The organism is Nicoliella lavandulae, assembly GCF_037546185.1.
Taxonomy (GTDB): domain Bacteria; phylum Bacillota; class Bacilli; order Lactobacillales; family Lactobacillaceae; genus Nicoliella; species Nicoliella lavandulae.
This window is the reverse complement of the sequence record NZ_JAWMWH010000003.1, coordinates 227944-250205: the sequence shown is the minus strand read 5'-3', so window position 1 is coordinate 250205 and position 22262 is coordinate 227944. Positions and strand designations below refer to the sequence as shown.

Below are 22262 nucleotides of genomic sequence, written 5' to 3'. Positions count from 1 at the left end.
CCATTAGGGCAGTAGGCTTAATTATCTATTCTTGATTATCCGCTATAGTCTTATGAACTACATGTATTATAGCATACTATTTAATTCTTTGAACTAAATCAGTACGTGTTGTGTAGTAGTTACCGTACTTAGTCTTGATCCGTGGGTATTTCCCGTCATAGACAACCTTGCCATAGACGTCATAGCCAGTGTTGCGATGGATACCAGCTGGCTTGGTCAACTGACTGTCCTTGTAAGCATTGACACCACCCAGGCTAGTGACCTTGAAGTGTGTTCCGGTGGTCAAGTATTCCTTGTTACCAATCTTGACCTTATCGGGCTTAGCAACCTTGTCGTCTAACCCTAGCGTAGATGGGAAATAGCAACGTGAAGCGTCAGTTGAAGTGCCACTGAAGTTATCAGTGAATTGCCAAAGCGTGACGTTATCCATGCTAAAGCCACCCGAATAGTTAGCAACCCATAGCTTAGCATCATGCTTGAGATACTTGGGGAAAATCCGTACACCAAAGTAGCTTTGCATCGAGTACACGAAAACACGCTTATAGCCGTACTTGACTAGCTCATCGAGGAATTCGTTGATGTTGCTAGTCCCACCAATGTCGGGTGTTTCAGCATCAATCATGAGTGGAGTAGTCGTGTCGAGCTTATAACGCTTGACCCAGTATAAGAAGTAGCGGGCTTCGGGACGACCATTGCCGTGGAAGAAATGGTAAGCACCGACCGTCTTCATGCCGGACTTGAAAGCATTGCTGATTTGCAAAGGTGCAACGTCAGACTTCCAACCAGTCCCTTCAGATAGCTTAACGAAGGCACTCTTAACACCCTTGCTAGCTAAATTCTTGAAGTAGCTAACGCTGCTGTCGTTATATGCGGAGTGATCCGTAACTAGTACACTAGACATGGTCGACACCCCCTTGGTTAACTGGTGCTTGTTTAGTCGTTTGACCGTCAAGCATTGCGTTGATTGCATCGTCAGTTAACGTGGTCACTGATTGATGTACGTCCCCGCCTAGATTGTGCTTGTAAGTCTGATAATTGCTTTCAAGGTAGCCACGCGCAATGCTAGTCGATATGTTGCTAATACCCTTAGCATTGAGCAATGCCGAGAACTTGGACAACGCAGCGTCCATTGATTCCGACTTGGTAATCTGCGGATTGACTGCGACCGATGCAACGACTGACGCTGCGATGTGGTTCAGATAGACTGACTTGTCCACTAGTGCTTTGTACTTGGCACCCTTCTTAGCTTCTTGCTTGACTAAGTAGTTGTTAAACTCGTGCCAAACGGTCACCGTAGCACCGACGATGACCGCGAATAATAGGATGTAATCCGTTACGTCCATTTCATCACTTCTTTCTATATTTCACCAAACTTGGTCTGATATGTCGTGACCTTGACCGTCAAACTTTTGTTGTCAGCAGCAAGACTATCGTTGTCCTGCTTGAGCTTATCGTTCAAGACAATCAGTGCGTGGTTCTCGCTGCGCACCTTAGCATTCTCATCTTGCAACTTGTTAAGCTCGTCACGAATATACTTGTTGTCTTTCTGCAGATCATCGATTTGTTTCTGCATAGCTTCGTTAGTCTTACGCTGGTCTTCGAACTGATCATGGTAATTCTTGATGATTTGTTGATAGTTATCTTGCTGACCTTGACGTTCTTTCTCCTTCGCTTCCATCTTGTCCTTGTTTTTACCACGATTGAAAGAAAAGTAGGACGCGAAGATACCAGCGGCAGCGGTGATTACGGCTGAGAATCCAGCCCAATCGAAATTACGGATGACGATCACCACCCCTGCCGAGCTTGAACATGATGTTTAGAATTGCTATAACGGCAATCAAACACCCCGCCCAGCTAATGTTAAAGTGCGGCTCAAGCATTCCCCGTGCTGAGAATTCTAGTGCTAAGACTAGATATATTGATGACAACACCGAGATAGTCGGCTTGATTAGCTTGATACTGTCTAGCAGCACACCGAGCAGTAACACAAGACTAACGATGATCAAGAGCGTTGCGAACCACCAGTCGTCCGCAAACCCTAGCAACTCACGATAGTCGGGTGGCGGCAAAAAGGGCGTAGGCGTGACACGGGGGTCATCAAGGTAGTTGACATGGAATCTGATATACAACCCCATGAGGAAGGTCACGACTGCAATCGCTGTGGTTTCACCGTAGTATCGAATGTTTTTCAAAACTCGCATCTAGTCACTTCCTTATTTGTGCAAATTAAAAGCGCAACTAGTTGCTGCTAGTTACGCTGGACTGAGTTGATTGTGGTTGAGCGCTTGGCTGTGCTGAGCTAGCTGGTGTTTGACTTGCTGCCGCGCTAGATTGAGCAGCGGATTGACTGTCAGTAGCGCTAGATTGTGTTGCTTGATTAGCGCCGGTGATTTGGTCGTATTGTTCTTGCGTGATTGAGCCCCAATTAACGTACATCTTTAGTTCGTCAGCGCCTAACCAACCCCAACCGTATTCCATTTTTAATAATCCAAACATTAATATCGTCCCCCTTATTTAGTTTGCGCAATCATAGCTTGTACGGCCATTGTTGCCTTTTGAGCGTTGTCTAATTGCGTATTCATAACACTGATTTCGTTTTCTAGCTTAGTTTTAGCATCGTCTGCTTCATCAATCTTATCTTGCATGTCCTTGACTTTACCATCAATTTCAGATGACTTAGTATCGATATTAGCTTCGATTTGAGCGAGTTTACGTTCGTAGCTAGTTGCTGGAACGTTATCAGCATGCACAAGGCCGTTATCATCAGCCCACATTAAATTATAATTTTCGCCTAAAAAATGAGCATCTGCTGCATCAATGGTTAGCTCTGTATATCCATCGATTGCGGTTGTTGAGTAAGTTTGTAAAGATTTGTTATCGTTTAGTTTTGCGTAAATTTTCATAATTTAATATTCTCCTTATGTTTAGAATAGAAACCCGTTATTTCCGGTATTCCAATTGCTAAAGTCTTTCCAGTAGTAATTACCACTTCCAATCATTTTAATGACAATATAATCAAAAGAAATACCTCTAAATGCTTTTACTAGTGCAGATTTGCCCCTATCTACATCTGTGAATTCATTATTAGGTTCAAAGCTTGAGTTAGAAGGCGAATCGCTAAAATCATCTATGTTATCTACATATACAACTTTGTTATAGTATGAACTGTTTCCGTATTTTGATAGTAGTGGCGGGACTGCTTCTTCATAGTCGCCACTAATCTTAGCCTTAGCGTTAGCGTCATAAGCTAGATTAACGATGCAACCCTCAATGTTGTAAGTGGTACCGCTACTATTATCATAGTTATTCTTAATTACTAATTGTTCTAGATTATAGTTAGTATTAACACTAATTGACTGTGAATTAAGATAGCTGTACGCGACCACATTCATACCGAATTGCTTGATGTTTAAACTTGCAACAGTCCTACCGCTACCTATGCTTGTTTTAGTAACGATACTACCATGTAAAGTAGCTACCATAGTTTTTTGATTAATTGTTACATAAGCGTTAGTAAACGTGAATTGACTTGTATCAGGATTCGTTAGTTCAACTCTTACATCTGGCAAAGCTTCGTTCCCGTAACTATAAATTATGCTTGAGTTAACAGCTTTACCCATTTGACCATTGATCATTGGATATAAAAACAAACCTTTAACATTAGAGCTTTTGGCAGCATTGTAAGCATCGTCATAATTACTATATGGCTTGACTAGAATTCCGCTGTCATCGGTATACTTTTTAGATACGTTAACTGCATTTTGGAAAGTCGTATCCAAATCTGACTTGTCAGCTTTACTATCTAATTTTGGATTAATCGTGTTCGTAATGTTGTCAGATAGTCCTTGCAATTCTGATTTATCGACTTTAGTAACTTGAAGATTGTCAACGCTCGACTTTAAATTGTTACTACTAGCGTAATTACTTAAATCTGAACTAGCGTGTGAATATGCGCTATCTGCATATGATTTGGCATCTACTTCGGTTGCAATGTCTGATCCACTATGTTGAAGTTTACCAGTAAAGTTAATATCGTCATTAGACTTAATAAATCCTTCTTCACTAACTTTCTTGATGAGTGAATCTTGTTGATTAGCTAAGTCATCAATTGTTGCATAGACAGCAGTAGTAGCAGTTAATGTTACGTTCTGAGTCTTACTAATCTTAGCTTGCCAACTCATGACAAGAGATTGCGGAGACACCCCATCAAAAGGCGTTACATAGCTAGGCTTATCATCGACAGTCAATCCATATAAGAATTCTACTCCGTCAGTACCGTGGGCGTAGATTCCGTAGACGTTTACGTAAAATCCGCTAGCGACACCCTTATTATTGCCAGATGAGCGAACTTCGGTTACGCCATCTGTGTTGATGAAGGACTGGGTTGGTAATGTTAAATCCTTGCTGTTCAAGTCAATTAGTTGTTCTAATTGTTCATCGGTCTTATCCATTAGGTTATCACTTGAATAGACCATGTTGGTGTATGTGATAGTGTCTTGACCAACTTCAACCTTGTTGAACATATCAAGTCCTTTTTGAGTCAAGATACCTACGTTTGGTGTTGCCAATTAAATTCCCCCTATCGTTGCTTTACATGCTTAATTTGTGCAATAGCGCCATTCATTCCATTAGCAAGGTAAAACTGGCTAACGACCGATTTATCATAGCTAAATGGTCGTTGCCAGACTCGCTTGATTTGACCATGCTGAACTGCAATACCAAGATAAAGTGTCATGCTTGATGTCTTCATAAATTCCACGTTGGTCAAGTCAAACTCAGTCGGTAACACGCTTTCAAGTGCATTGATCAATAGATCGACTTTCAAGTCTGAATGATCACTACGACTAAAGTTAAAAGGTATATCAGTAACTTCTATGTCTTCCATCCCAGTTGCGTTGATATTAAAGTCATTCGGTTTAACGTTAAGAATGAAAGCAATAAACTCTTTGATATCGTTGACACCCACGCCCAAGTGACGCTTCCACATCGCAAAACGGATTTGAAAACGCAAGAATCCATCATCGTTATCAATCCGTCTGATATTCCAGTCCAACGCTAGCTGTGTTAACATATCACCTTTGACGTTCTCGAGAATATTCAAATCATTCATCGCTAGCAGCTGGTTCTTGTAATAATTTTCAATACCACTAAAGATGTTGATTAGCTTCTGATTAGTCGAGTCATCTTGCTGGTTCATGACAGCTGGGAACGATTGTTGTAATCGTTCTAAATAAGCCTCATCAGTTAGGTTCTCATCACTCACTAGCATGACTAATCACCTACCTTATTCAAGTTAACGATGATATTCTTGTCGTTAACGATTGGCAAATCAAAGTCGTTAAAGCTAAGGTCAGTCGTGACGAACACGCTGTTGTCCTTGCTAATCTTGATATTAGCGTACTCAACACCCGATTGTTGATAAATTGGTGCGAACAGCTTGCTATACACCACGTTATCACCCATGCGAATTGTGTCGAAATAGTTAGTGATGTTCTGCTTGATTGCATTGATACCGTTGTCAAAATCGAACATATTTTCATCAACGTTCAAGTCAACGGTCACATAGATTGGCACTGCATTAGCCGTGTCAAACTGCATGTTCTCACTGATGCCGTCTGAGCGACTAACTGGGACGCTAATGTTACCCATCGTCTGTGTCGTTGGGTATAGGTGGTCACACAACGCTTGGGCAATTTCTTGATGGTCACCACCCACTACATAGACGTGAACGGACTTGCCCGGATTGCCGTACTTGTCAGTGTCGTGCTTACGATTATTGACTAGCTTAACGTCAGTCACATCCGGTAGGTTCTTCAACGCTGCTACGACACCATTTGGCGAGTATGCGGGTGTTTCGACTCGAGTATCAATGATCCGCTTTTTCAACAAATCATCTGATTCAGCATCAGTCCCACCAATGCTACCTTCTGGATTAGTCACGCTGACTACCCCGTCAATGCTTTGCTCAGCATTGGTAATCGTGTTCGGCAAGACGTTCTCCGAGTAACCAGTCTCAAGCGATTGCGCTTGTACTGACACCCGTCCTAGTGGTTGACCGTCTTCGTCAGTCAAAGCGGTCACGTTGCCTTTACCATCATCGATAAAAGCTGGTGTTGAGACCGTCACATCACCGTCAATAATCTTGAAGATATGACCATCATTAGTTGAAAACTCGGACTCATCCGGAATGATCGTGGGTGAATCAACATAGCAATCAATCTGTAAATTTACATAGCTATACTGAGCGACCTTACGATAGATGTCTTCGTCTACCCCGTGATCATCAACCGCTTGCCCGTTACTGAGCAAGACGAAAAAGTTATTGACCGTTGCTTGCAATTCTTGTTCAAACCGTTGCATTATCGAAGCCAAGATAGCAGCTAGCATCCCCGGTGTCTGAGCATCGTCTAAGTCGATACCCATGCCAAATTGAATTTGAAATAGCTGGTTTGCGACCTGTCTAAGCGTATCTAGGTCATCTAGGGTGAATGCGCCTTGATTTTCATCATATGCCAACTTATGCACCTCCTCTTTCTGAATCGTTACTAATTGCTGTATCGAGCGTTAACTCACCATCTTCGGTGTTCATAGTGACCGAGCACTGCAAGTTAGTGAGTCGATTCTCGTTGTCGACCTCAAAATGTGTGATATCCAAGTCAACGAATTGGGTACCGAGCATCTCTTCAAGGTAATTGCTGATCATACTTTGTACAGCCATTTCATCATCGCCCATCAAGATTAGCTGCTGCTGTGGTAAGCCAATATCTTCGTTCCAAGTTAACTCGCCTAGGTTAGTCCCAAGCAGCAAGTACAAATATTGAGTAACCTCATCATCAGCCGAGACCATGTCGAACGTCCCGGTGTCTTCGTTGTACTTGATATCACCATCATCATCTAATGCAAACGCGTATTTGCTCATGGTTTATACACCCCCAACACAATGGAATCGTTAAGTGAGTGCATCCGTTCGGGCTTAATTTTGTAGTTAGTCGCTGAACCGGTAAAGTTATCAGTATCCCTGTCCATGAAACCAACTAACACCACGCTACCTTTCTTGAGCTTTTCCCACTTAAGCTTGGAATGAGTCCGTGAATCGTAGTCCTTGACCAACGTTTCTAGAACCTCATCACGATGCCAGATGTCATATGGCACTTCGACTTCGAGCAGGTTAGCACGCTTGTCATCGTCACTTTGCAAAGCTAACGGGACTAGCTCACACTTATGCGTGCTCGTATCGTACTTTTTAACCCGTGCCAATTCCATGCAATGAATCTGACTGCTAATGTACTTGGGGAGTTGGTCACCAAAGAAATTCTTGTGCTTATTCCGTTGGTCAACCGCAATTCGATTATGATGTAATTTCGCCATATCCAGTCACCTCCATCGTGTATCCGTTATCGGGGTTAAAACTATGCTTGACACTCTGTACCCGTGATGTCGTATCTAGCAATTGTGACTTAACGTAAATCACTGAGCCCGCTTTAACCCGTGGATCTTCGAGCGTATCAATCGTAATTAGCGGAATCTTGCCCGAATTGTTGTTAATCGTGGGTTCAGCAAGCAACCCAGAGTGAAAACTAAAAAAGATATGTTCGTTGAACGGATTCGGCTCAGTCAGTGCATCAATTACAATCTTGCCATCTCTGATATACAGAAGGCTACCGCAACTCTTGGCAATGGAGCGTAATGCTTCATACGGCTTCTGAGATAGCGTGTAGCCTTTCTTGTATATCAAATTTTCCTTCAGTTTTAACTTGCGAAGACTAAAGTTGGCTTCACTACATATCCGCGTGATTATCTGCTTAGCAGTCGAGCCCTTTTTGAATGCGATATTGAGCTTTTTAACCTGTTTCTTCTTATAGGTTAATAACTTACCAGACGGTGTTTTAGACGTCTTAGAGACGGTCTTAGTCCCGTTGAATTTGTTGTAAATCTTACCTGCCTCAACATAACCACGTGCTTCTTGAAAAATGATAGTAAACGTTGAGTCAGTCCCGTCTTGTGATGCTGATATGTTCGTAACCGTACCCTTGACCAGTGTTCCGTATAAGTCAGTTGGGCCAGTCTTGAGCTCAATCGGGTCGCCAACTTTGATCATGCTTTGGTGTTTCTTTGACAAGTTAGAAATGGTCACGGTATTACTAGTTGCATCTCCAGCATCAGTTGACGTGACTTCCCACGTCATGTCCCAACCTTCACGGGTATCAAAGGTTATCTTCGGAAAGATTACTTTAGTACGGTATCCGAGAAAGTATCCACGCGTGCTGACGGCTAGTTTAGTCATCGCTATCATCTCCTATATTGTCAATGCATAGCTGCACAGTATCGCCAAAGTTAGACGGCTTGATTGTCGTAGCGATTCCCGATTCATCTAGCGGCGTAATTGTCTCGGGCGGTAGTTTGTCCTTGTTAACATTGCGCCATAGCGGTTGGTTCAAGCAAATTGGCTCACCAGCCTTGATATCGTTACCGTCTTCATCGTGTAAATCAACGTAGAAAACACGGTTGATCGGATTAAAGTAGAAAGCAAACTCGTAAGTCCCACTATCTAGGTCAATCAACTGGGTATAGCCACCGTCCATGATTGCGTCAATGTCGACTGGAATGTAGTCATGCACCATCTAAGACACCTCCATCTTGCCGCCAACAGGTAGTGACATGTCCTTGTACTTAGGGTTGAGCTTGCGCAACTCGGACACCTTGATACCCATCTTGGCAGATACTTGTGAGTAAGTCATCCCCGGTTTAATTTTGACCGAGCGGTGCTTTGTCTTGCTTGTACCGGCCTTCTTCGAGCCTTTAGCTTTATGCTTTTTGCCTTGCGCTTGCTTAGCATATTGAATCTTAGCAACTCGAGCATGTTGCATTTCGATGTTCAAGATAAGCGCATTACCATTCGACTCAGCAGCAGTACTACGGCTAAGACTACTAATCAAGACGTGGTCCCAATGTGTGAAACCACGAATATGAATAGCGACTCCGTCATTCTGCCACTTACGAAGTGTGTTATAAACTGATACACGCTTGGCATAAGTTGGTTCATAAATAGCATATTGCCCACTCAATGTTAAACCAGAGTTTTGTATAAAATGTTCCAATGGTAGTCCACTATCAATGGATTTCTGGGGTGCATTAACCTGATTTTGCTCACTAGGCGAGGTTTCAAGCAGTTTGATTAACGTGTCAGACTTGCAATCATCACGATAAATGTAAGTCAGCTTTTGCTTGCGCTTTGTAATTGAGTCAGTATCGTCCTTAATCTTCTTTTCAATATTTCCTTTGTTCTTCTTTTCAAGATGCTTTTGCTTAGCGTCCTTTTGCCGATTAATTTCTTTCTTATAGTGGCTTAACTCGTCTTTGTATCTTGATTTTCGAATTTTCATTGCGCTGATTGATTTCTTCATCTGCTTAATCGAAGCTGTAGCCCGCTTGTTCTTAGCTAACCAGCTTTGATACTCAGAACCATTGTTGAACTTAGCGATGGTATCAACGTCTTTCTTGCGGTCGTTGTTAAGGCTATCAATGCGCTTTTGTAAAGATTCTTTTTCGCTTTTGCGCTTAGACTTAGCAATCTGTTTGGTGATGTCAGCAATTTTACTGTCAATTGCTTTGATGTTTTCATTAGCAGAACCAGCTGCACCACCTTTGGCATTCAAATAATCTTGATAGCTATCTTGAATCTTCTGGTTGTTTCGGATTGCTTCTTCAGCTTTACCAATCTTATGAGCGGTATTTTTGACCTTATCACTGAGTGAATCAGCATGTTTAGTTAATGATTTTGTAGAATCACCCTTGATACGTTTATCAAGACTACGCATCTTAGTCCGCTCTTTAGCATTAGCTTTCTCCTCGGCAGCGGTCTCTTTTTTAGACGATTTATTATTAACTACCAAATTGACTACATGCCCATTCATAATTTTTGTAACAGTCTTAACATCTGAACCAGCCGAGGCTTGCTTATCATCTTTCTTAGACGAGCTATTTGAGCTTGATTTAGACTTATTAGACGCTGCTGCCTTGTTCCATGCAGCTTTCTTTTCAGCAGCTAATTTAGACGCATTAGCAGCCGATTTAGTGGCTTCTTCTTTTGTTCTAATATCTGCTTGCTTGATTCGTTGCGCTCGTAACTCACGCTCGTATTTTACAGTTTCAGCATCTTTCTTCCTAGCCATTAGATCGTCAAACCTCCTTCATCGTTAAAACCCATACCGTCTGCCAACATATCCATGAGCGTATCACCATGCTTTTCAAGCGCTTTGCTTAGCTTTTCAATCGTAGTATCGTCAGGATTACCCTTGATGTTGATAATTGGTTGATACTTGACCGATGAGCTACGATTCATCTTACTGATCATCCGTTTGGACTGACCGTGCGAGATAATCTTGCCATCTTCTGGCGGCGTAAACAATTCTGGTCCTTCTTCACCAACAAGGTAGGTTTCACCCTTGCGAGTCTTACCACCCTTAGCACGTCTACGACTACCAGTAGGGCCCCAACCATGTGTGGTCAAGTCACTTTCCCAGCTGCTATCGTTAAAGACCGCTAACAGTTGATCATAACCATTCTTGATCTGGTCATGGCCTTTGACAGCGTAATGAGCGAATGTCGAAGGAATGAATTGCAGTAGCCCTTGTGCTGGGTGTCCTTCGGCAGAGTTAACATCCTGTACCTTTTGAGTAACAGTCGGATCACCACCAGATTCACCTTGCATAACTTCAAGGATTTGGCTCAATTTACCGCTGCTCAACGATACGTTCATTGCACTAGCAGCCTTCTTGATAACCGGAATCCAGCGTTTAACACCGTCACCAGCTGGATTACCAAAGCTACCACCAACGCCGCTTTGCATGTGTTTAGCAACCCATTTCAAGAATCCACCAGTCTCAGACTTGATGAGCTTAGCGATTAAGTTATCATCGCCCTTGCTTGACTTAGACTTGTTAGCGCGTAGTCCTTGAACACGTCCGAATTGCAGCGTGCCAGGGAAGTAAGTGCTGTTAAGTGGTGTCATCAATATATTAGGCTTTGAGCTGGGGTTGAATGCTGAAAAGTACTTAGTAGCACTATCATTAGCAACAACCCCGATATGCTCACCATTACCAACTAAGTCACCAGTCCGTGCTTGTGAGCGTGTAATGTGTTGAGCGTGTTCAATTTGAGCACCGGACGTTCTAGGGTAGTCAATACCTAGTTTGTGTAAGGCGTATTGTACTAATCCAGAACAGTCGAAACTATCTGGACCAGTTGCACCCCATACATACTTGTGACCAGAACCATATTTCATAACGGCGTTCAGCAATTCAGAACTAGAAGATGAACCGCCTTCGGCTTGTTTGGCCATCTTCATCAACTCAGTCCACCAACTAGTTGCCGCGTCCTTACCCTTGGCATACATCCCTTGAGTAAGTTGTTGCATCAAGTCGCCTTGAATACCGGTCAAGTTGCCGAACATGGATTTTAAGAAGCCCATTGGATTGGATATGATCTTGCCAAGCTCTTTGACTTTCTCAGCAATCGAAGCACCAAAGTCCTTGATACCGTCCCATGCAGAACCGGCAACGTTCTTAGTCGTGTTCCAAGCATTTGACGCGGTCTTTTCAAGTCCGCTGAATAGCCCAGTTCCTTTAGCAAAGTGATCCATACCGAGCAACATCTTAGTCTCAGCTGCATTGAGCACTTCTGTACCCGGTGCTAGCAATCGCTTGGTGTTGCGACCTTGGACCAACTCACCCATGCCATTAGGATGGATAACCATTTCTCTGTTCTGAGTTGAAGGGCTATCGTTACCATCGTTCAAAACAGCCATTGTAGGCCGCGTGATTGGTCGTCTTACTGAGCTAAAGGCACCAGTCCCAGTTGCGTAATGGACCTCTTTAATCTTGCCAATAGCAGACGATGAACCACCAAAGGTGTGAATAACGTCATCGATAGCACCAATTCCGCCATTCATTACACCGATAACACCATTGATACCACCGCTAGCTGTCTTTTTGATCCAGTCCCAGATACCTTCGAAGAAATGGCCAACACCATTCCAAGTTGATTTCCAGGCGTCACTGATTGAGTCGCCCCATTTTTCAACAGTCTTACACATATCCTTAAGTCTGCCACCGGTTAAATCATTCAAAAAGTCGAATGAAGCCTTACCGATATCCTTCATGATGTTGAACATCCCTTTGTAGTATGCGGGGATGTCTTTCTTGAGCTTTTTAAAGTTACCAGTGAAGATATCATGGAACACGCCTACATAAGCTTTCATCGTCCGATTACTATCTTGTTGTGTCTTGCCTAAGTCTTTACCCATACCTTTGAAGCTCTTACCAACATCACTACGGAGATGCGCAAACTTTTCTTTGCCGGCTTGCCAGATATTACCGAACCATTTGCCGACACCCTTAGCTAAATCACCAATTGAACCAAGCAGCTTGCCTGCCCACTTGATAACGTTGCCGAATGATTGCATGAACCATTTAGCAAGGTTATTGCATAAATCACGGAATGGCTTAAAGTGCTTATAAAGCTCAACTAGGACAGTTATAACTGCCCCGATTGCAAGTGCTATCCAGCCCCATGGACTGGACTTAAATGCTAATGTTAATAGCTTTTGAGCAGCGGTTGCTGCCTTAGTCACGCCTGTCCAAGCTGCCATTGCTCCTTTGGCAATTAAACCTTCTTTGCCAAACAATTTAGCAGTACCGGTAGCAACCTTCATCACACCAGCCCATGCAGCTGTTGCTCCTTTGGCAATTAAACCATTCTTGGAAAATGTTTTAATAATTTCACCGTTTTCATTGGTTACTGATCCGAATAGTTTCATAGCTGCTCTAGTACTAGCTATGCCTTTGGTAATCCCTTTAAAAGCACTACCCATTCTGTACATACTAACAGCAGCACTACCAATCTTCTTGCTAACAAAGAGACCAGAGAATAGGATCGTAAATGCTTTGGGATGTGCAATTGCAAGCTTAACAAATGGTGTTGTTACTTCAGCTAAGGCTTTCATTGACATGAACAGTATCTTTAGCCCAGCTCCACTGGATTGCTTAGCAAACGAGAAAAATTCCTTAATTTGTGGTGCATGTTTAGCAATCGAATCGCTAAATTTAGTAACTGATTTAGTCAGATCACTCATTAGCTTATCCATTGCTTGAGTACCGTGACCTAAATTAAAAGCTTTGCCAAACGCACCGGTAATCGTTGAGATTCCTTTATTGGTGGCTTGACCAAGCTTTTTAAATTCTTCGTTAGTCCTTTTGTCAGATACCCATTTAGAGATTGCACCATATAGTGGATTCTTAGCATTCATAATTGGAGTTTCAAACGAGCCTAGCAACGCTGGAACACGGGCTTCAATTGTTCTCTTCATCCCGTTCATGGTTTTCATCATGTTTTCGGCTGCTTTACCATACTTGTCTTGTCCCATTTGATTGAAGACATTTTCAAAGTCTTGGCCGGATATCTTACCCGACTTAGCCATTGCAGCTAATTCTTTACCGGTAATTTGGCTAGTGTGGTGCAGCTTACCTTCATATTTCTCCATCTGTTCACGCAGCATTGGGAAGTATTGGCTAACTTGGTTCAACGTCCCGTTATTGATCGTTCCACGAGACATCCCGTTAACCATATCTTGCGTTACCGCTTGGATTTGAGGCGTTTGTAGTCCAACAGCATCGGCCATGTTCAGCATTGAGCTAGTCATCTTGGACGCTTCTTGCTTGTTCGAGTGCAAGTGATAGAATCCTTGTTCCGATTCATCAACGACACTTAGACTTTGACCGGTCTTAATTGACATTTGGTTAACATCTGATAAGACTTGCTTAGCCTTGGTCGCATTACCAGTCAAGGTCGTCCATGTGGCGTTCATCTTTTGTTGATCAACGTCATATTGCATCCCCGCTGCGGCAGCTTCTTTAATCTTGCCCGTCACAGTTGAGATAGCACCGCTAAAAGCATTAGCTGCTAACGTTCCCGAAAAGACACCACTAAAGATGCTCGAGTGTGGCATTTCAGCCTTTAGTCTATCCATGCTCTCACGGATTTTACCAAGACCAGTAAGCGGTGCCCTAGTTTCATCGGACGTCTTGTGCATCATCGATTTGAACGTTTCTTCGAAATGCTGAACCGCTTGGGTGTTTCGATTCATGACATGTTCAAAATCACCACTGGTCATAGCAGCATGTGTAAACTCGCCACCGACTCGTTGTAATGAATCAGTCATGGTCATCGTTTCACGATTTATCGAGTGCATACTGGACTGAATCCGACTAGTAAGGTTCTTGATGTCCATCATTAAGCTAAGCAGCTTAGTGTCACCAGACACCTCGATATTGACCTTAGCATTGATGTTGTCCTTGAGTTGTCTAAGCTTATCGATGACAGAGTTAAAATCGCTCATTCCTTTGAAATTAACTTGCATCCCGTTCATCGATTGTTTCAAGTCAGAAGCAAATTGCTTCATCTTGGATAACTCATTATTAGCTTGTACTAGCTTATCTAAGCCGTTGACCGTAACGTCAGCACCAATCCCAGCATGTGCAACCTCATTGCTTGCCATTGTTCTCACCACCTTTTCCGAATAACTGGTTCAGTATCGACACAAACGCGTTATTGACCGCTTGCTTGCTGCTCTCATAGTCTTGCTTTAAAAACAATTTAGCCTCTTCAGTCGCGACCAGCATTTCATCGTGCGTCATTGACCGCACCTCTTCGATAGGGATGTTCAACCACTTAGCGATAAAACGATACCGAAAATTGCGCTTAGCAACGTTTTGCACTTGCTCGGTATCAATACCCCCATCAGCTTTTTCAAACGCAGAGTAACTAGCCCTTTTGCGTAAGAAACGTGATTCCCGCGTTCATAACGGACAAGAAGCCGTCACGATTAGCAACGTTTTGAAGATAGCTAAGGGTTTCGTTAATCACACTCATCATGAAGCCGTTACCTGGCTTACCATATTCCCAAAAGTCGTTGTCAATCTTGTTATCGTTCATGTCGTATAGCACGCCATTCGCTAATTCAGTCACTAATCCAGTGATGTTAGTAGCACTACTTGGTCGAGTACTCATGAAGATGAGATTAACTAGTCGTTCATAAGTTGGCACTTTGACTACTAGATGAATTTCGTTGTCGTTCTTGTCGGTTGCAGTGATGGTATGCTTGCGAACGTCTGCTTTTGCCTTTTTAAGCTGTTCGTTTTCGTAGCGGTAAGTCAAGCGTGGTGATAACAGAACCTTATCCATGATCAAGCTGTATAAACCAACGTAATCACTCGTATCATCGGCACTTTGCACCATATCGATAGCTTGAGCTAAGTAGAAATCACCGGGGTCCTTCAATGCGGCCTCGACTTCATGATCAGTACCTTCTAAATCTTGATAGCTGACCTTCTTGACCGTCCGATTCTTCGTCATCAAGTCCAATTGAGTTGCTGCTAAATCATTACTGTTCTTAGTTTCCTTAGATTGTTCTGTCATAGTAATAAATTCCTCCTAAATTTAGTATGTATGGACGGATTGCTCCGTCCGTTCGACTAGTCGACTGCGTAATTCTTGTCAGCAGGTGCTGCTGGTGTGTAGTCGTAGTCAGTTGCTGTGAATGGGTAACTGTTCCCGTTTTGAGTGCTGTTCGAACCATTAGATACTTCGAACGCTGGTAAGTTAGTGATTAAGCACCCTTGTGCCTTTAATTCTTTACCATTAGCACTGTTCCAGTAACGCACGTTAAAGACACATTCTGACGCGGTCGCATCAGATAAGTCGCCTTTAACCGGGTGGGACTTCTTGAAGATACCCATTAGTAACTTGTCAACGTCACTATCTTGCACCGGAATGATAGTACCAGTAGCACTATGATCATTGCTGTGTGAGAAATGTGAGTTGTCACCCCAGTCTTGCGTGTTTTGGAACGCCGCAGTTGCTGGTGTAACCGTGAACGAGTTACCTTGCATTAAGTCGTTGGTAAGTTCAAGTGTCTTACCGCCTTTCCAATTAGGGAAGGTAATTGCAACATGGTCAAACGGATTATCAGATAGGTTAACCGTATGGCCAGCGTCAGTAATACCGATTTGTGTCATCTAATCCACCTCCTAAACAGTCATATCAATGATTCCGTTGATTGTTTCAATGTCGTCATTGATTTGGGCTTTGATCTTAAAGCCGTTGTATTCACGTTCACTCACGTCAGTATTGGACACATCAGCACGCTTTTGAGCAGTGATGTCAGATGGTTGGTACAAGACGCGCTTAGCTAGTAATTGCCCGTCAGTTTCCTTTAAGGCAACTTCCATTAAGTCGATTTCGCCTTGTGTATAACCAAATTTCTTGTGGTTTAAGAAGTTTTGAAGCGTGAATTGGTAAGCATCGACAGCGTATTGAGTGTTAACGAATTGGTCTAAGTAGTTACCAGCTAAGGCTTTACCACTTGATACCATATAATCGTTAGCAGTTTGTTCAATCGTCATCCCGTTAATTTGGTCTAAAACATCGATCGTGTCTTGAGTTAAACCATCTGGAACGTCAAAGTCGTCTAAGTTACCAATGTGCTTAAAGTCAACTGGCCAGTTAGATGCTGCATAACCTAGCATTGATCCGACTGGGAATTTCTTGGAATTAGGTTCCCAGACCATTGCAAAGTTACCTAGCTTAGCATCGTCAGTTTGATATCCTTGAACGTGTTGATATGCGTTGTAGATATCCTTTAAGTCAGTAGTTTGACCAACTAAGGCAACACGTTGGTTGTCGTATAGCATGTCAGATAGGTCAAAGTAGTCTTGAGCCGTAGGTTGTGCGGCTGCACCAGCTAAAGTAGCGAACATGAAACCATCGTATAGGTGGTTAGCAAAGGCGTAAGCTACCCCAGGACGTTGAGTCCCAGCACTTGATGCGGTTTGTTTAGCTGTACCAGTGGTGTTATTAGCACTACTAGAACTTAAGCTCACATCCCCATTGCTGTTGGCACTTGCTTCTTGCTTAATGTCATCAAGGTTGATTGGTGGCTTAACCGTAAATGCACCTTGTGGGTATTCGATGATTTCAATTTCTTTGCCTTGGAATTCATCTACGTCCCAAGCGTTGTTAGCCACGCGGTACACTTGAGTTGTTTCATCGTACTTATTACCGAGATCAAAGATATTGTCATAGATATAACTATGCATTTGACCATCAGTAGATGGAGTCCCGATAGCAACTAATGGTCTATCACCAACCGTGCTAAGACGGTGTAGGATGACTTTTAAGTGCACATCAGAGATTTGCTTAACTGTGTAAGGCATTCTATTCATCCTTTCTTATTGCATTAATACCAGTTGAATGCGTTTGGTCAGTGACTATGCCACCAACTTTTTCGATTCGTTGATTACCACGAGTCAAGTCGACAACATCATCAATCACGACAAACGTCATATCAGCGCCTGATACGAATTGAATTAGGTTGTCGGCATAACTAGGGATGCCTGGAATCGAACTACATTTGACCGGCTTAATGCCTTGGTTATCTAGTTGTTCTAGCGGTTCTTCGTAGTAAAAAAGCCGTCTCAGGAACAGTCCCAAGTCTTTGGCTTGGTCCTCGTCATCTGAAATGGCTTTAAATTGTACTGGCACCGCCAGTTGTGTATATATGTGACTACGTGTAATGGGTTGTGGATCATCGTATTGATTGACCGAGATATACGGGTAATCGGGTGGTTCCCCAATCACATTCTCACGAGTCACAGTCATATCTTCGTACGGCTTGTACTTGTCAATAATTTCAATCAACGCATCGTACAAGCGTGCTGATAAGCTAGTCATTTGCATCACCAACTCGTTTCAATTGATAGTAAACGATATCAGCCGTCACGACTTGACCACTTGAGACGGTCTCGAACGAGCCTAAGTCCGCAGTCTTGATAACTGTGCCTTTAGGTGCATTCTTGACCGCCTTAGATTCCCAATACATCGTTGCTTGGGGTTGTTGACCACCAGGTTGATTAGTAAACGTCAGATTCGGATTAGAATCGTTGACGATTGGCTCGTTCAATTCTAACGTCTGGCCTTTATCGATGATGGGTTTACCGTGTGCATCCCGTTTCTTGCTGTTACTATAAGGGATGTCAACGGTAATTGGCTGTGAAAGTCGGTCGAACATGAAATCGAAACTATCGAAATTTACGAAATCCATCTTATAAGTGGTTTACGTTGCTGCTTGCTGGTTGAGCAGAGTTAGCACTGTTTACTGAATCAGAGCTAGCAGGTGCTGAACTAGCAGCGTCTGAGCTTGATTGAACAGCAGCAGAGCTGTTAGCAGTTACATCTGCACCATCATCAGTAGCGGTTACGGTGATGTTTTTAGGTGTTGGATCACCACCAGCAACGAATGCACTAACTTTGATTAAGTTACCGACAAAACGTTCTGCTTGAGTATTGAACTCACCAACGTAGTATTGACCGTCAGCAACTTCATCCCCAGGGTTTAAACCACCAATGTGGGCAGTTTGTGGTTTTTCATCTGAAGCGATGAAAGCGTAACTAGTTAAATCAGTTGGTGCAGCGTAACTTCCGTTAGCGTCTTTAACACCATTAGTAATTGCAACTTTTAACATATAAATTCCTCCTATTTATGCTCAACAACATACATAATCGACTTCATGAGCTTACCAGTATCGACCAATGGATCGTCTTTGCCTTTATTGGCAATCGTCAACGACGCATTAGCGGGTTCTGTCATGTCCTTGATTGTCTTTTGCATGTCCTTGACCATACGTGTGCCAACGTCTTTAAAAAAATCATCTGCACTGTATAGCCGTTCAGATAAAACACGTTGCAAACAATACTGAATCATGTCAGTCCAATCACCAATTGAGTGACTAAGTGTGTGCCGAATGAACGGTCTTGATGGTATCTTGACGCTCTTGCGTAGCACAAAGCATAGTCGATAGCCGTTCGGTTGCGTTGAGTCGTTGACACCCAACGAATTACCACGCTTGTACAAGTGCGGTATCTCACTAGGCTTTTTACCCTGCGCACCGACCATTGGGATGCATAACCACTTGCCTGGTTTTGCTTGAATTTGCGTCCCGTATTCGTTGACCAGTCCGATCATGGTCATATGGTCATCGTCATACGGGACACCGATGTAGATATGTGAGTTGTTGATTTTCTGTAATTCTTTAATCTTGAGCAGCAAATAATTAAAGTCGTCAGTCATACATATCAAAGCTTCCTAGATTGGTAGCTTGGCCATACCTATCAACGATATCTTGGTACAAAGCGAGCCAGCCATCACTAGTTGCATCTGGATTAGCAACCGTTTGAGATTGGCCTAAAGCAGACGCACCAGTGACACCACCATTGCCTTTGAACCAGTCGATATAAAGATAGTACTTGGCCATTAAAATAACGCCAGAATCAAAGGCAATCGGGTCAATCTTGTCCGACTGAGCTTGTGATTGGCCCATCCCAATTGCAAGTTGGATGTGCTCATCACTCATCTTTTGGAATATTTTGATGTCCGACTTAACTTGGTCAACTGAGACAGTCATTTAATCACTTCCTATTTGTTTGAACCTGTGAGCTAGTAGTGCTACCACTAGTTTGTAATGGTGAGTTAACACCAGGTACAACAAATTCTGGAGTAATCTTGAAGTCGTACTTGATGATACGGATTTGACGTAAAGCATCGTCAGATACGGGCTTGTAGATTGGTGTCTTACTGTCAGCTAAGGCAGCCTTCCAGTTTTCTGGACTTGCCCCAGTTGATAAGTCAGCACTAGTCCCGTAAACGTGGGCAATACTGATACGTTCATGCTTGATACCAGTGATTCCACCTTGGTGAGTTTCATCACGGACGGTCGCAATCCCGTTTGGTGCAGTAGCAGTACTGTATACCAATGCGTTTGGTGCAAAGATATAAGCAGTTGTAGTACCATCAGCAGCTAATGGGATGTCATCATCTTGTAAGATAGCCATACCTTGATATGTCGCAATTGGAGTACCACCGTCTGATGGACGTAAGTACTCGATCAAGTTTTGCTTACGCATGAATGCATAAGTACCGGAGTTAACAGCAATTGTTGATGGATTAGCACCGTTAACATCCCCCATGCGTCCCATAGCTAAGACAACATCGCCTGGGTCAAACATCTTGGCATTACCAATGTTGACACCCTTAGCGGTAGCAATATTTTGATTCAAGAATGCTGCGTTAACGACTTGGATCATGCGTTTTTCATCAATATTTGCCCAGTATTCGGCGAATTGTTGACTAATCGCGTCAAGAGTAGGCGCACCTGTTAAGTAGTCATCGTAGTCAGAGCTACCGAACATTTGAGCGTCCGTGAACTTGATTTCTTCTTCGGTGTAAGAATTGATTCCGTTAGCAAACAAGTCAGTTTGGTTGTTCCAGTCTTGAACTGGTAATGATAAGTCAACGGAATGGATATGTGGAATTGTTACATGTAATCCGTTCCCTGGTTGACCTAAGATACCAGTTAATTCATCGCTAGATGTAGCGACACCGCTATTTAAAAAGCGGTTAGTACGTGTTGAGTGGTCAGTAACCCATCTTAGCCAAACTTGAGGCACGAAATTCTTAGCTAGATTGGTAACATTTCCACCAATGATTGGTGATGCCATAAGTAATTCCCCCTATTAATTTAGTTCATCGGGATGCTCGTTGTAGTACGCCATCTGTTCGGCAAGTGTCATATCTTCGACTTTCTTGTCTTTTGGTGCACCACCTTGCGAGTTATCCCCGGATTGTGGATTTTCCTTGCCTTCAAGAGCTTTCTTAGTAGCTTCGTCGTTAGACTTGGTAAATGCGTCTTGTAGAGCTTTAATCTTCTCAGATTGCTTATCGCTATCCACGTCTGCAACAAAGCTAGCAAGATTAGTATCAAGACCAAGCTTGGATAATTCAGATTGAGCAGAGTAAACAGCTCGTTCACTAGCCATTGACTGTCTATCTTCGGCTACTTTCTGCTTTTCGGCAGCTAAGCTATCTTGTTGATCCTTGAATGCAGCCTTAGCTTTTTCTTCAGCTGACATTGCCGCGCGCTCCTCGCCCTTTTTGAGCCATTCATTGCGCTTAGCAGTTAATTCATCAGACGTGAAGATAGTTTTGTCTTTAAAGCTGTCTAATGCTTCATTTCTGCCTTTCTCGTAAGATTCCTTGTCCTTTTGAGCAAGCATCTTGTTGACTTGGTCTTGTGTGTACTTTAATTTGTCTTCTTCTGGCATAATAAAAATCCTTTCTTTTTAAGTCGCGAGAGACTAATGGTTTTAAGTTATCCGAACTAAGAATCCTGTTCTTTAACGTCTTGGATTAGAAAAGACAAAATAAAAACACTCATTCGAGTGTTAGTCTGGATATACATCTTGTAGGTCGCCATCAGCATTACACCTGATCGTGCTACAACGACATTGGAAATGCGTGTCAATTTGCGGTTTTGGTGCTCCACTGACCGGATATACATTACCGTCAAGCGGCTCACACTGAGGACAAACATGCGTATCTTCTTGTGTTATCCACTTGACATAATTAGCCGTGATGTTGTGGTATGCATCAGACTTACCAGCATTGGTGTTGTTGATTGCAGTGATCCGGAATGCAATTTGCACTCTTGAAACAAGGTCATTAGCAGATGAGCTAAGATTGTCGCTAGTCCGCTTAGTCGATTGTGACTTGACTTGCGTTAACTTGTTCATCCCTGCTTGGTCAACACCCTTGCGAAGCGCATTGTTAAGCGTTTCTTGTGTTCTAGTAACCATCACGTCTGAATGTACCCAAAGTCGATTGTTAAAATCCTTGATATTGTCCTTTGGTTCAGACGGCAATTGCTTTTTCTGGTAATTAGTCGGACTACGGTAGTTGAATTCCTTGGTAAATTGGTTCGGTAACTCTTGATTCGAGTATTGCTGAGCTTTGAACGTTGCTGCCGCAATCCCAGCACCGACAATTGCAGCCATCGTGTGCTTCTTATCAATCATTGCTTGGGCTTGTGCAACGGCAATTCGTTTACGCAAGTTACTATCGGGTGTGACGTCTTGCATGAGTGTATCGATAGCTTGCTTGAAATTGGCTAAATCCCACCCGTTAACGCTTTGTGATACTTGCGTTAATGAAAGACCCGTGTCAGTCGCATATTCGCGGTAAAAGTCTTGTAGGTGGGATGCAATTATCGACATCGCAGCCGTGTAGTAGTTGTCCAAGTGCTTAGCATTAGCATTGTCTTGGGCAATCAACTGGTTAATGTGTTGATGTTCGAGATAAGCCGAGTTTTGCACGG

Annotated in this window: 27 protein-coding genes; all 27 read right to left on the bottom strand. The window is 43.0% G+C overall.

Annotated features, from left to right (window positions below; translation table 11 throughout):
- Positions 1 to 76 precede the first annotated feature (76 nt).
- The 27 genes from R4146_RS07830 to R4146_RS07700 all read right to left on the bottom strand — a co-directional run bounded on the left by R4146_RS07830 (position 77) and on the right by R4146_RS07700 (position 22260).
- The gene (locus R4146_RS07830; RefSeq protein WP_339960900.1) at positions 77 to 901 is read right to left on the bottom strand and encodes a GH25 family lysozyme; all 825 of its coding nucleotides are present in this window, start codon (positions 899 to 901) and stop codon (positions 77 to 79) included.
- Positions 894 to 1343 (bottom strand): hypothetical protein, encoded by a 450-nt coding sequence (locus tag R4146_RS07825; RefSeq protein ID WP_339960899.1) that lies wholly within the window; start codon positions 1341 to 1343, stop codon positions 894 to 896. The genes R4146_RS07830 and R4146_RS07825 overlap by 8 nt, the downstream gene beginning before the upstream one ends.
- 14 nt (positions 1344 to 1357) lie before the next feature.
- Positions 1358 to 1792 carry a hypothetical protein gene (locus R4146_RS07820; RefSeq protein WP_339960898.1) on the bottom strand — a complete coding sequence of 145 codons (435 nt, stop codon included), beginning with the start codon at positions 1790 to 1792 and terminating at the stop codon, positions 1358 to 1360.
- Positions 1773 to 2201: a hypothetical protein gene (locus R4146_RS07815; protein ID WP_339960897.1), complete on the bottom strand. Its 429-nt coding sequence runs from the start codon at positions 2199 to 2201 to the stop codon at positions 1773 to 1775. The genes R4146_RS07820 and R4146_RS07815 overlap by 20 nt, the downstream gene beginning before the upstream one ends.
- Before the next feature lie 37 nt (positions 2202 to 2238).
- The gene (locus tag R4146_RS07810) at positions 2239 to 2496 is read right to left on the bottom strand and encodes an XkdX family protein (protein WP_339960896.1); all 258 of its coding nucleotides are present in this window, start codon (positions 2494 to 2496) and stop codon (positions 2239 to 2241) included.
- A 14-nt stretch (positions 2497 to 2510) separates the two neighbouring features.
- Positions 2511 to 2903 (bottom strand): hypothetical protein, encoded by a 393-nt coding sequence (locus R4146_RS07805; RefSeq protein ID WP_339960895.1) that lies wholly within the window; start codon positions 2901 to 2903, stop codon positions 2511 to 2513.
- Positions 2904 to 2924: 21 nt separating this feature from the next.
- Entirely contained in the window at positions 2925 to 4568 is a 1644-nt protein-coding gene (locus tag R4146_RS07800) for a hypothetical protein (RefSeq protein ID WP_339960894.1), read from the bottom strand.
- Between the two features lie 11 nt (positions 4569 to 4579).
- Positions 4580 to 5269, bottom strand: a complete 690-nt coding sequence (locus tag R4146_RS07795; protein WP_339960893.1) for a hypothetical protein — start codon at positions 5267 to 5269, stop codon at positions 4580 to 4582.
- Between the two features lie 2 nt (positions 5270 to 5271).
- The gene (locus tag R4146_RS07790; protein WP_339960892.1) at positions 5272 to 6516 is read right to left on the bottom strand and encodes a baseplate J/gp47 family protein; all 1245 of its coding nucleotides are present in this window, start codon (positions 6514 to 6516) and stop codon (positions 5272 to 5274) included.
- A gap of 1 nt (position 6517) precedes the next feature.
- Positions 6518 to 6919, bottom strand: coding sequence for a contractile injection system sheath initiator (locus R4146_RS07785; protein WP_339960890.1), 402 nt, complete (start codon positions 6917 to 6919; stop codon positions 6518 to 6520).
- The gene (locus R4146_RS07780) at positions 6916 to 7368 is read right to left on the bottom strand and encodes a hypothetical protein (RefSeq protein ID WP_339960889.1); all 453 of its coding nucleotides are present in this window, start codon (positions 7366 to 7368) and stop codon (positions 6916 to 6918) included. Before R4146_RS07780 ends, R4146_RS07785 begins: the two co-directional genes overlap by 4 nt.
- Entirely contained in the window at positions 7349 to 8284 is a 936-nt protein-coding gene (locus R4146_RS07775; RefSeq protein WP_339960888.1) for a hypothetical protein, read from the bottom strand. The genes R4146_RS07780 and R4146_RS07775 overlap by 20 nt, the downstream gene beginning before the upstream one ends.
- On the bottom strand, positions 8277 to 8621 hold the full coding sequence (locus tag R4146_RS07770) for a phage baseplate plug family protein (protein WP_339960887.1): 345 nt from the start codon (positions 8619 to 8621) through the stop codon (positions 8277 to 8279). The genes R4146_RS07775 and R4146_RS07770 overlap by 8 nt, the downstream gene beginning before the upstream one ends.
- The gene (locus tag R4146_RS07765; RefSeq protein WP_339960886.1) at positions 8622 to 10172 is read right to left on the bottom strand and encodes a phage baseplate protein; all 1551 of its coding nucleotides are present in this window, start codon (positions 10170 to 10172) and stop codon (positions 8622 to 8624) included.
- Positions 10172 to 14554 (bottom strand): tape measure protein, encoded by a 4383-nt coding sequence (locus tag R4146_RS07760; RefSeq protein WP_339960885.1) that lies wholly within the window; start codon positions 14552 to 14554, stop codon positions 10172 to 10174. The genes R4146_RS07765 and R4146_RS07760 overlap by 1 nt, the downstream gene beginning before the upstream one ends.
- A complete protein-coding gene (locus R4146_RS07755) occupies positions 14541 to 14693 on the bottom strand; it encodes a hypothetical protein (RefSeq protein ID WP_339960884.1) in 153 nt (50 codons plus the stop codon). The genes R4146_RS07760 and R4146_RS07755 overlap by 14 nt, the downstream gene beginning before the upstream one ends.
- 127 nt (positions 14694 to 14820) lie before the next feature.
- Positions 14821 to 15474, bottom strand: coding sequence for a hypothetical protein (locus R4146_RS07750; protein WP_339960883.1), 654 nt, complete (start codon positions 15472 to 15474; stop codon positions 14821 to 14823).
- Positions 15475 to 15530: 56 nt separating this feature from the next.
- Positions 15531 to 16073, bottom strand: a complete 543-nt coding sequence (locus tag R4146_RS07745; RefSeq protein WP_339960882.1) for a hypothetical protein — start codon at positions 16071 to 16073, stop codon at positions 15531 to 15533.
- Between the two features lie 12 nt (positions 16074 to 16085).
- The gene (locus tag R4146_RS07740; protein ID WP_339960881.1) at positions 16086 to 17270 is read right to left on the bottom strand and encodes a hypothetical protein; all 1185 of its coding nucleotides are present in this window, start codon (positions 17268 to 17270) and stop codon (positions 16086 to 16088) included.
- Position 17271: 1 nt separating this feature from the next.
- Positions 17272 to 17787: a phage neck terminator protein gene (locus R4146_RS08930; protein ID WP_444939758.1), complete on the bottom strand. Its 516-nt coding sequence runs from the start codon at positions 17785 to 17787 to the stop codon at positions 17272 to 17274.
- Complete coding sequence (locus R4146_RS07730; RefSeq protein WP_339960879.1) at positions 17780 to 18124, bottom strand: hypothetical protein; 345 nt, start codon at positions 18122 to 18124, stop codon at positions 17780 to 17782. The genes R4146_RS08930 and R4146_RS07730 overlap by 8 nt, the downstream gene beginning before the upstream one ends.
- Before the next feature lie 34 nt (positions 18125 to 18158).
- Positions 18159 to 18578, bottom strand: a complete 420-nt coding sequence (locus tag R4146_RS07725; RefSeq protein ID WP_339960878.1) for a hypothetical protein — start codon at positions 18576 to 18578, stop codon at positions 18159 to 18161.
- Between the two features lie 11 nt (positions 18579 to 18589).
- Positions 18590 to 19183, bottom strand: coding sequence for a hypothetical protein (locus R4146_RS07720; protein WP_339960877.1), 594 nt, complete (start codon positions 19181 to 19183; stop codon positions 18590 to 18592).
- Positions 19176 to 19517, bottom strand: coding sequence for a hypothetical protein (locus R4146_RS07715; RefSeq protein ID WP_339960876.1), 342 nt, complete (start codon positions 19515 to 19517; stop codon positions 19176 to 19178). Before R4146_RS07715 ends, R4146_RS07720 begins: the two co-directional genes overlap by 8 nt.
- A gap of 4 nt (positions 19518 to 19521) precedes the next feature.
- On the bottom strand, positions 19522 to 20610 hold the full coding sequence (locus R4146_RS07710) for a phage capsid protein (protein ID WP_339960875.1): 1089 nt from the start codon (positions 20608 to 20610) through the stop codon (positions 19522 to 19524).
- Between the two features lie 15 nt (positions 20611 to 20625).
- Positions 20626 to 21213: a capsid assembly scaffolding protein Gp46 family protein gene (locus tag R4146_RS07705; protein ID WP_339960874.1), complete on the bottom strand. Its 588-nt coding sequence runs from the start codon at positions 21211 to 21213 to the stop codon at positions 20626 to 20628.
- Positions 21214 to 21333: 120 nt separating this feature from the next.
- Entirely contained in the window at positions 21334 to 22260 is a 927-nt protein-coding gene (locus tag R4146_RS07700; RefSeq protein ID WP_339960873.1) for a minor capsid protein, read from the bottom strand.
- Positions 22261 to 22262: the final 2 nt, after the last annotated feature.

Excerpts from the sequence above, each read along its gene's own strand:
- R4146_RS07830 (WP_339960900.1), bottom strand. The coding sequence starts at position 901 with ATGTCTAGTGTACTAGTTACGGATCACTCCGCATATAACGACAGCAGC.
- R4146_RS07825 (WP_339960899.1), bottom strand. The coding sequence starts at position 1,343 with ATGGACGTAACGGATTACATCCTATTATTCGCGGTCATCGTCGGTGCT.
- R4146_RS07815 (WP_339960897.1), bottom strand. The coding sequence starts at position 2,201 with ATGCGAGTTTTGAAAAACATTCGATACTACGGTGAAACCACAGCGATT.
- R4146_RS07810 (WP_339960896.1), bottom strand. The coding sequence starts at position 2,496 with ATGTTTGGATTATTAAAAATGGAATACGGTTGGGGTTGGTTAGGCGCT.
- R4146_RS07805 (WP_339960895.1), bottom strand. The coding sequence starts at position 2,903 with ATGAAAATTTACGCAAAACTAAACGATAACAAATCTTTACAAACTTAC.
- R4146_RS07795 (WP_339960893.1), bottom strand. The coding sequence starts at position 5,269 with ATGCTAGTGAGTGATGAGAACCTAACTGATGAGGCTTATTTAGAACGA.
- R4146_RS07785 (WP_339960890.1), bottom strand. The coding sequence starts at position 6,919 with ATGAGCAAATACGCGTTTGCATTAGATGATGATGGTGATATCAAGTAC.
- R4146_RS07780 (WP_339960889.1), bottom strand. The coding sequence starts at position 7,368 with ATGGCGAAATTACATCATAATCGAATTGCGGTTGACCAACGGAATAAG.
- R4146_RS07775 (WP_339960888.1), bottom strand. The coding sequence starts at position 8,284 with ATGACTAAACTAGCCGTCAGCACGCGTGGATACTTTCTCGGATACCGT.
- R4146_RS07770 (WP_339960887.1), bottom strand. The coding sequence starts at position 8,621 with ATGGTGCATGACTACATTCCAGTCGACATTGACGCAATCATGGACGGT.
- R4146_RS07765 (WP_339960886.1), bottom strand. The coding sequence starts at position 10,172 with ATGGCTAGGAAGAAAGATGCTGAAACTGTAAAATACGAGCGTGAGTTA.
- R4146_RS07760 (WP_339960885.1), bottom strand. The coding sequence starts at position 14,554 with ATGGCAAGCAATGAGGTTGCACATGCTGGGATTGGTGCTGACGTTACG.
- R4146_RS07755 (WP_339960884.1), bottom strand. The coding sequence starts at position 14,693 with ATGACGCACGATGAAATGCTGGTCGCGACTGAAGAGGCTAAATTGTTT.
- R4146_RS07750 (WP_339960883.1), bottom strand. The coding sequence starts at position 15,474 with ATGACAGAACAATCTAAGGAAACTAAGAACAGTAATGATTTAGCAGCA.
- R4146_RS07745 (WP_339960882.1), bottom strand. The coding sequence starts at position 16,073 with ATGACACAAATCGGTATTACTGACGCTGGCCATACGGTTAACCTATCT.
- R4146_RS07740 (WP_339960881.1), bottom strand. The coding sequence starts at position 17,270 with ATGCCTTACACAGTTAAGCAAATCTCTGATGTGCACTTAAAAGTCATC.
- R4146_RS08930 (WP_444939758.1), bottom strand. The coding sequence starts at position 17,787 with ATGACTAGCTTATCAGCACGCTTGTACGATGCGTTGATTGAAATTATT.
- R4146_RS07730 (WP_339960879.1), bottom strand. The coding sequence starts at position 18,124 with ATGTTCGACCGACTTTCACAGCCAATTACCGTTGACATCCCTTATAGT.
- R4146_RS07725 (WP_339960878.1), bottom strand. The coding sequence starts at position 18,578 with ATGTTAAAAGTTGCAATTACTAATGGTGTTAAAGACGCTAACGGAAGT.
- R4146_RS07720 (WP_339960877.1), bottom strand. The coding sequence starts at position 19,183 with ATGACTGACGACTTTAATTATTTGCTGCTCAAGATTAAAGAATTACAG.
- R4146_RS07715 (WP_339960876.1), bottom strand. The coding sequence starts at position 19,517 with ATGACTGTCTCAGTTGACCAAGTTAAGTCGGACATCAAAATATTCCAA.
- R4146_RS07710 (WP_339960875.1), bottom strand. The coding sequence starts at position 20,610 with ATGGCATCACCAATCATTGGTGGAAATGTTACCAATCTAGCTAAGAAT.
- R4146_RS07705 (WP_339960874.1), bottom strand. The coding sequence starts at position 21,213 with ATGCCAGAAGAAGACAAATTAAAGTACACACAAGACCAAGTCAACAAG.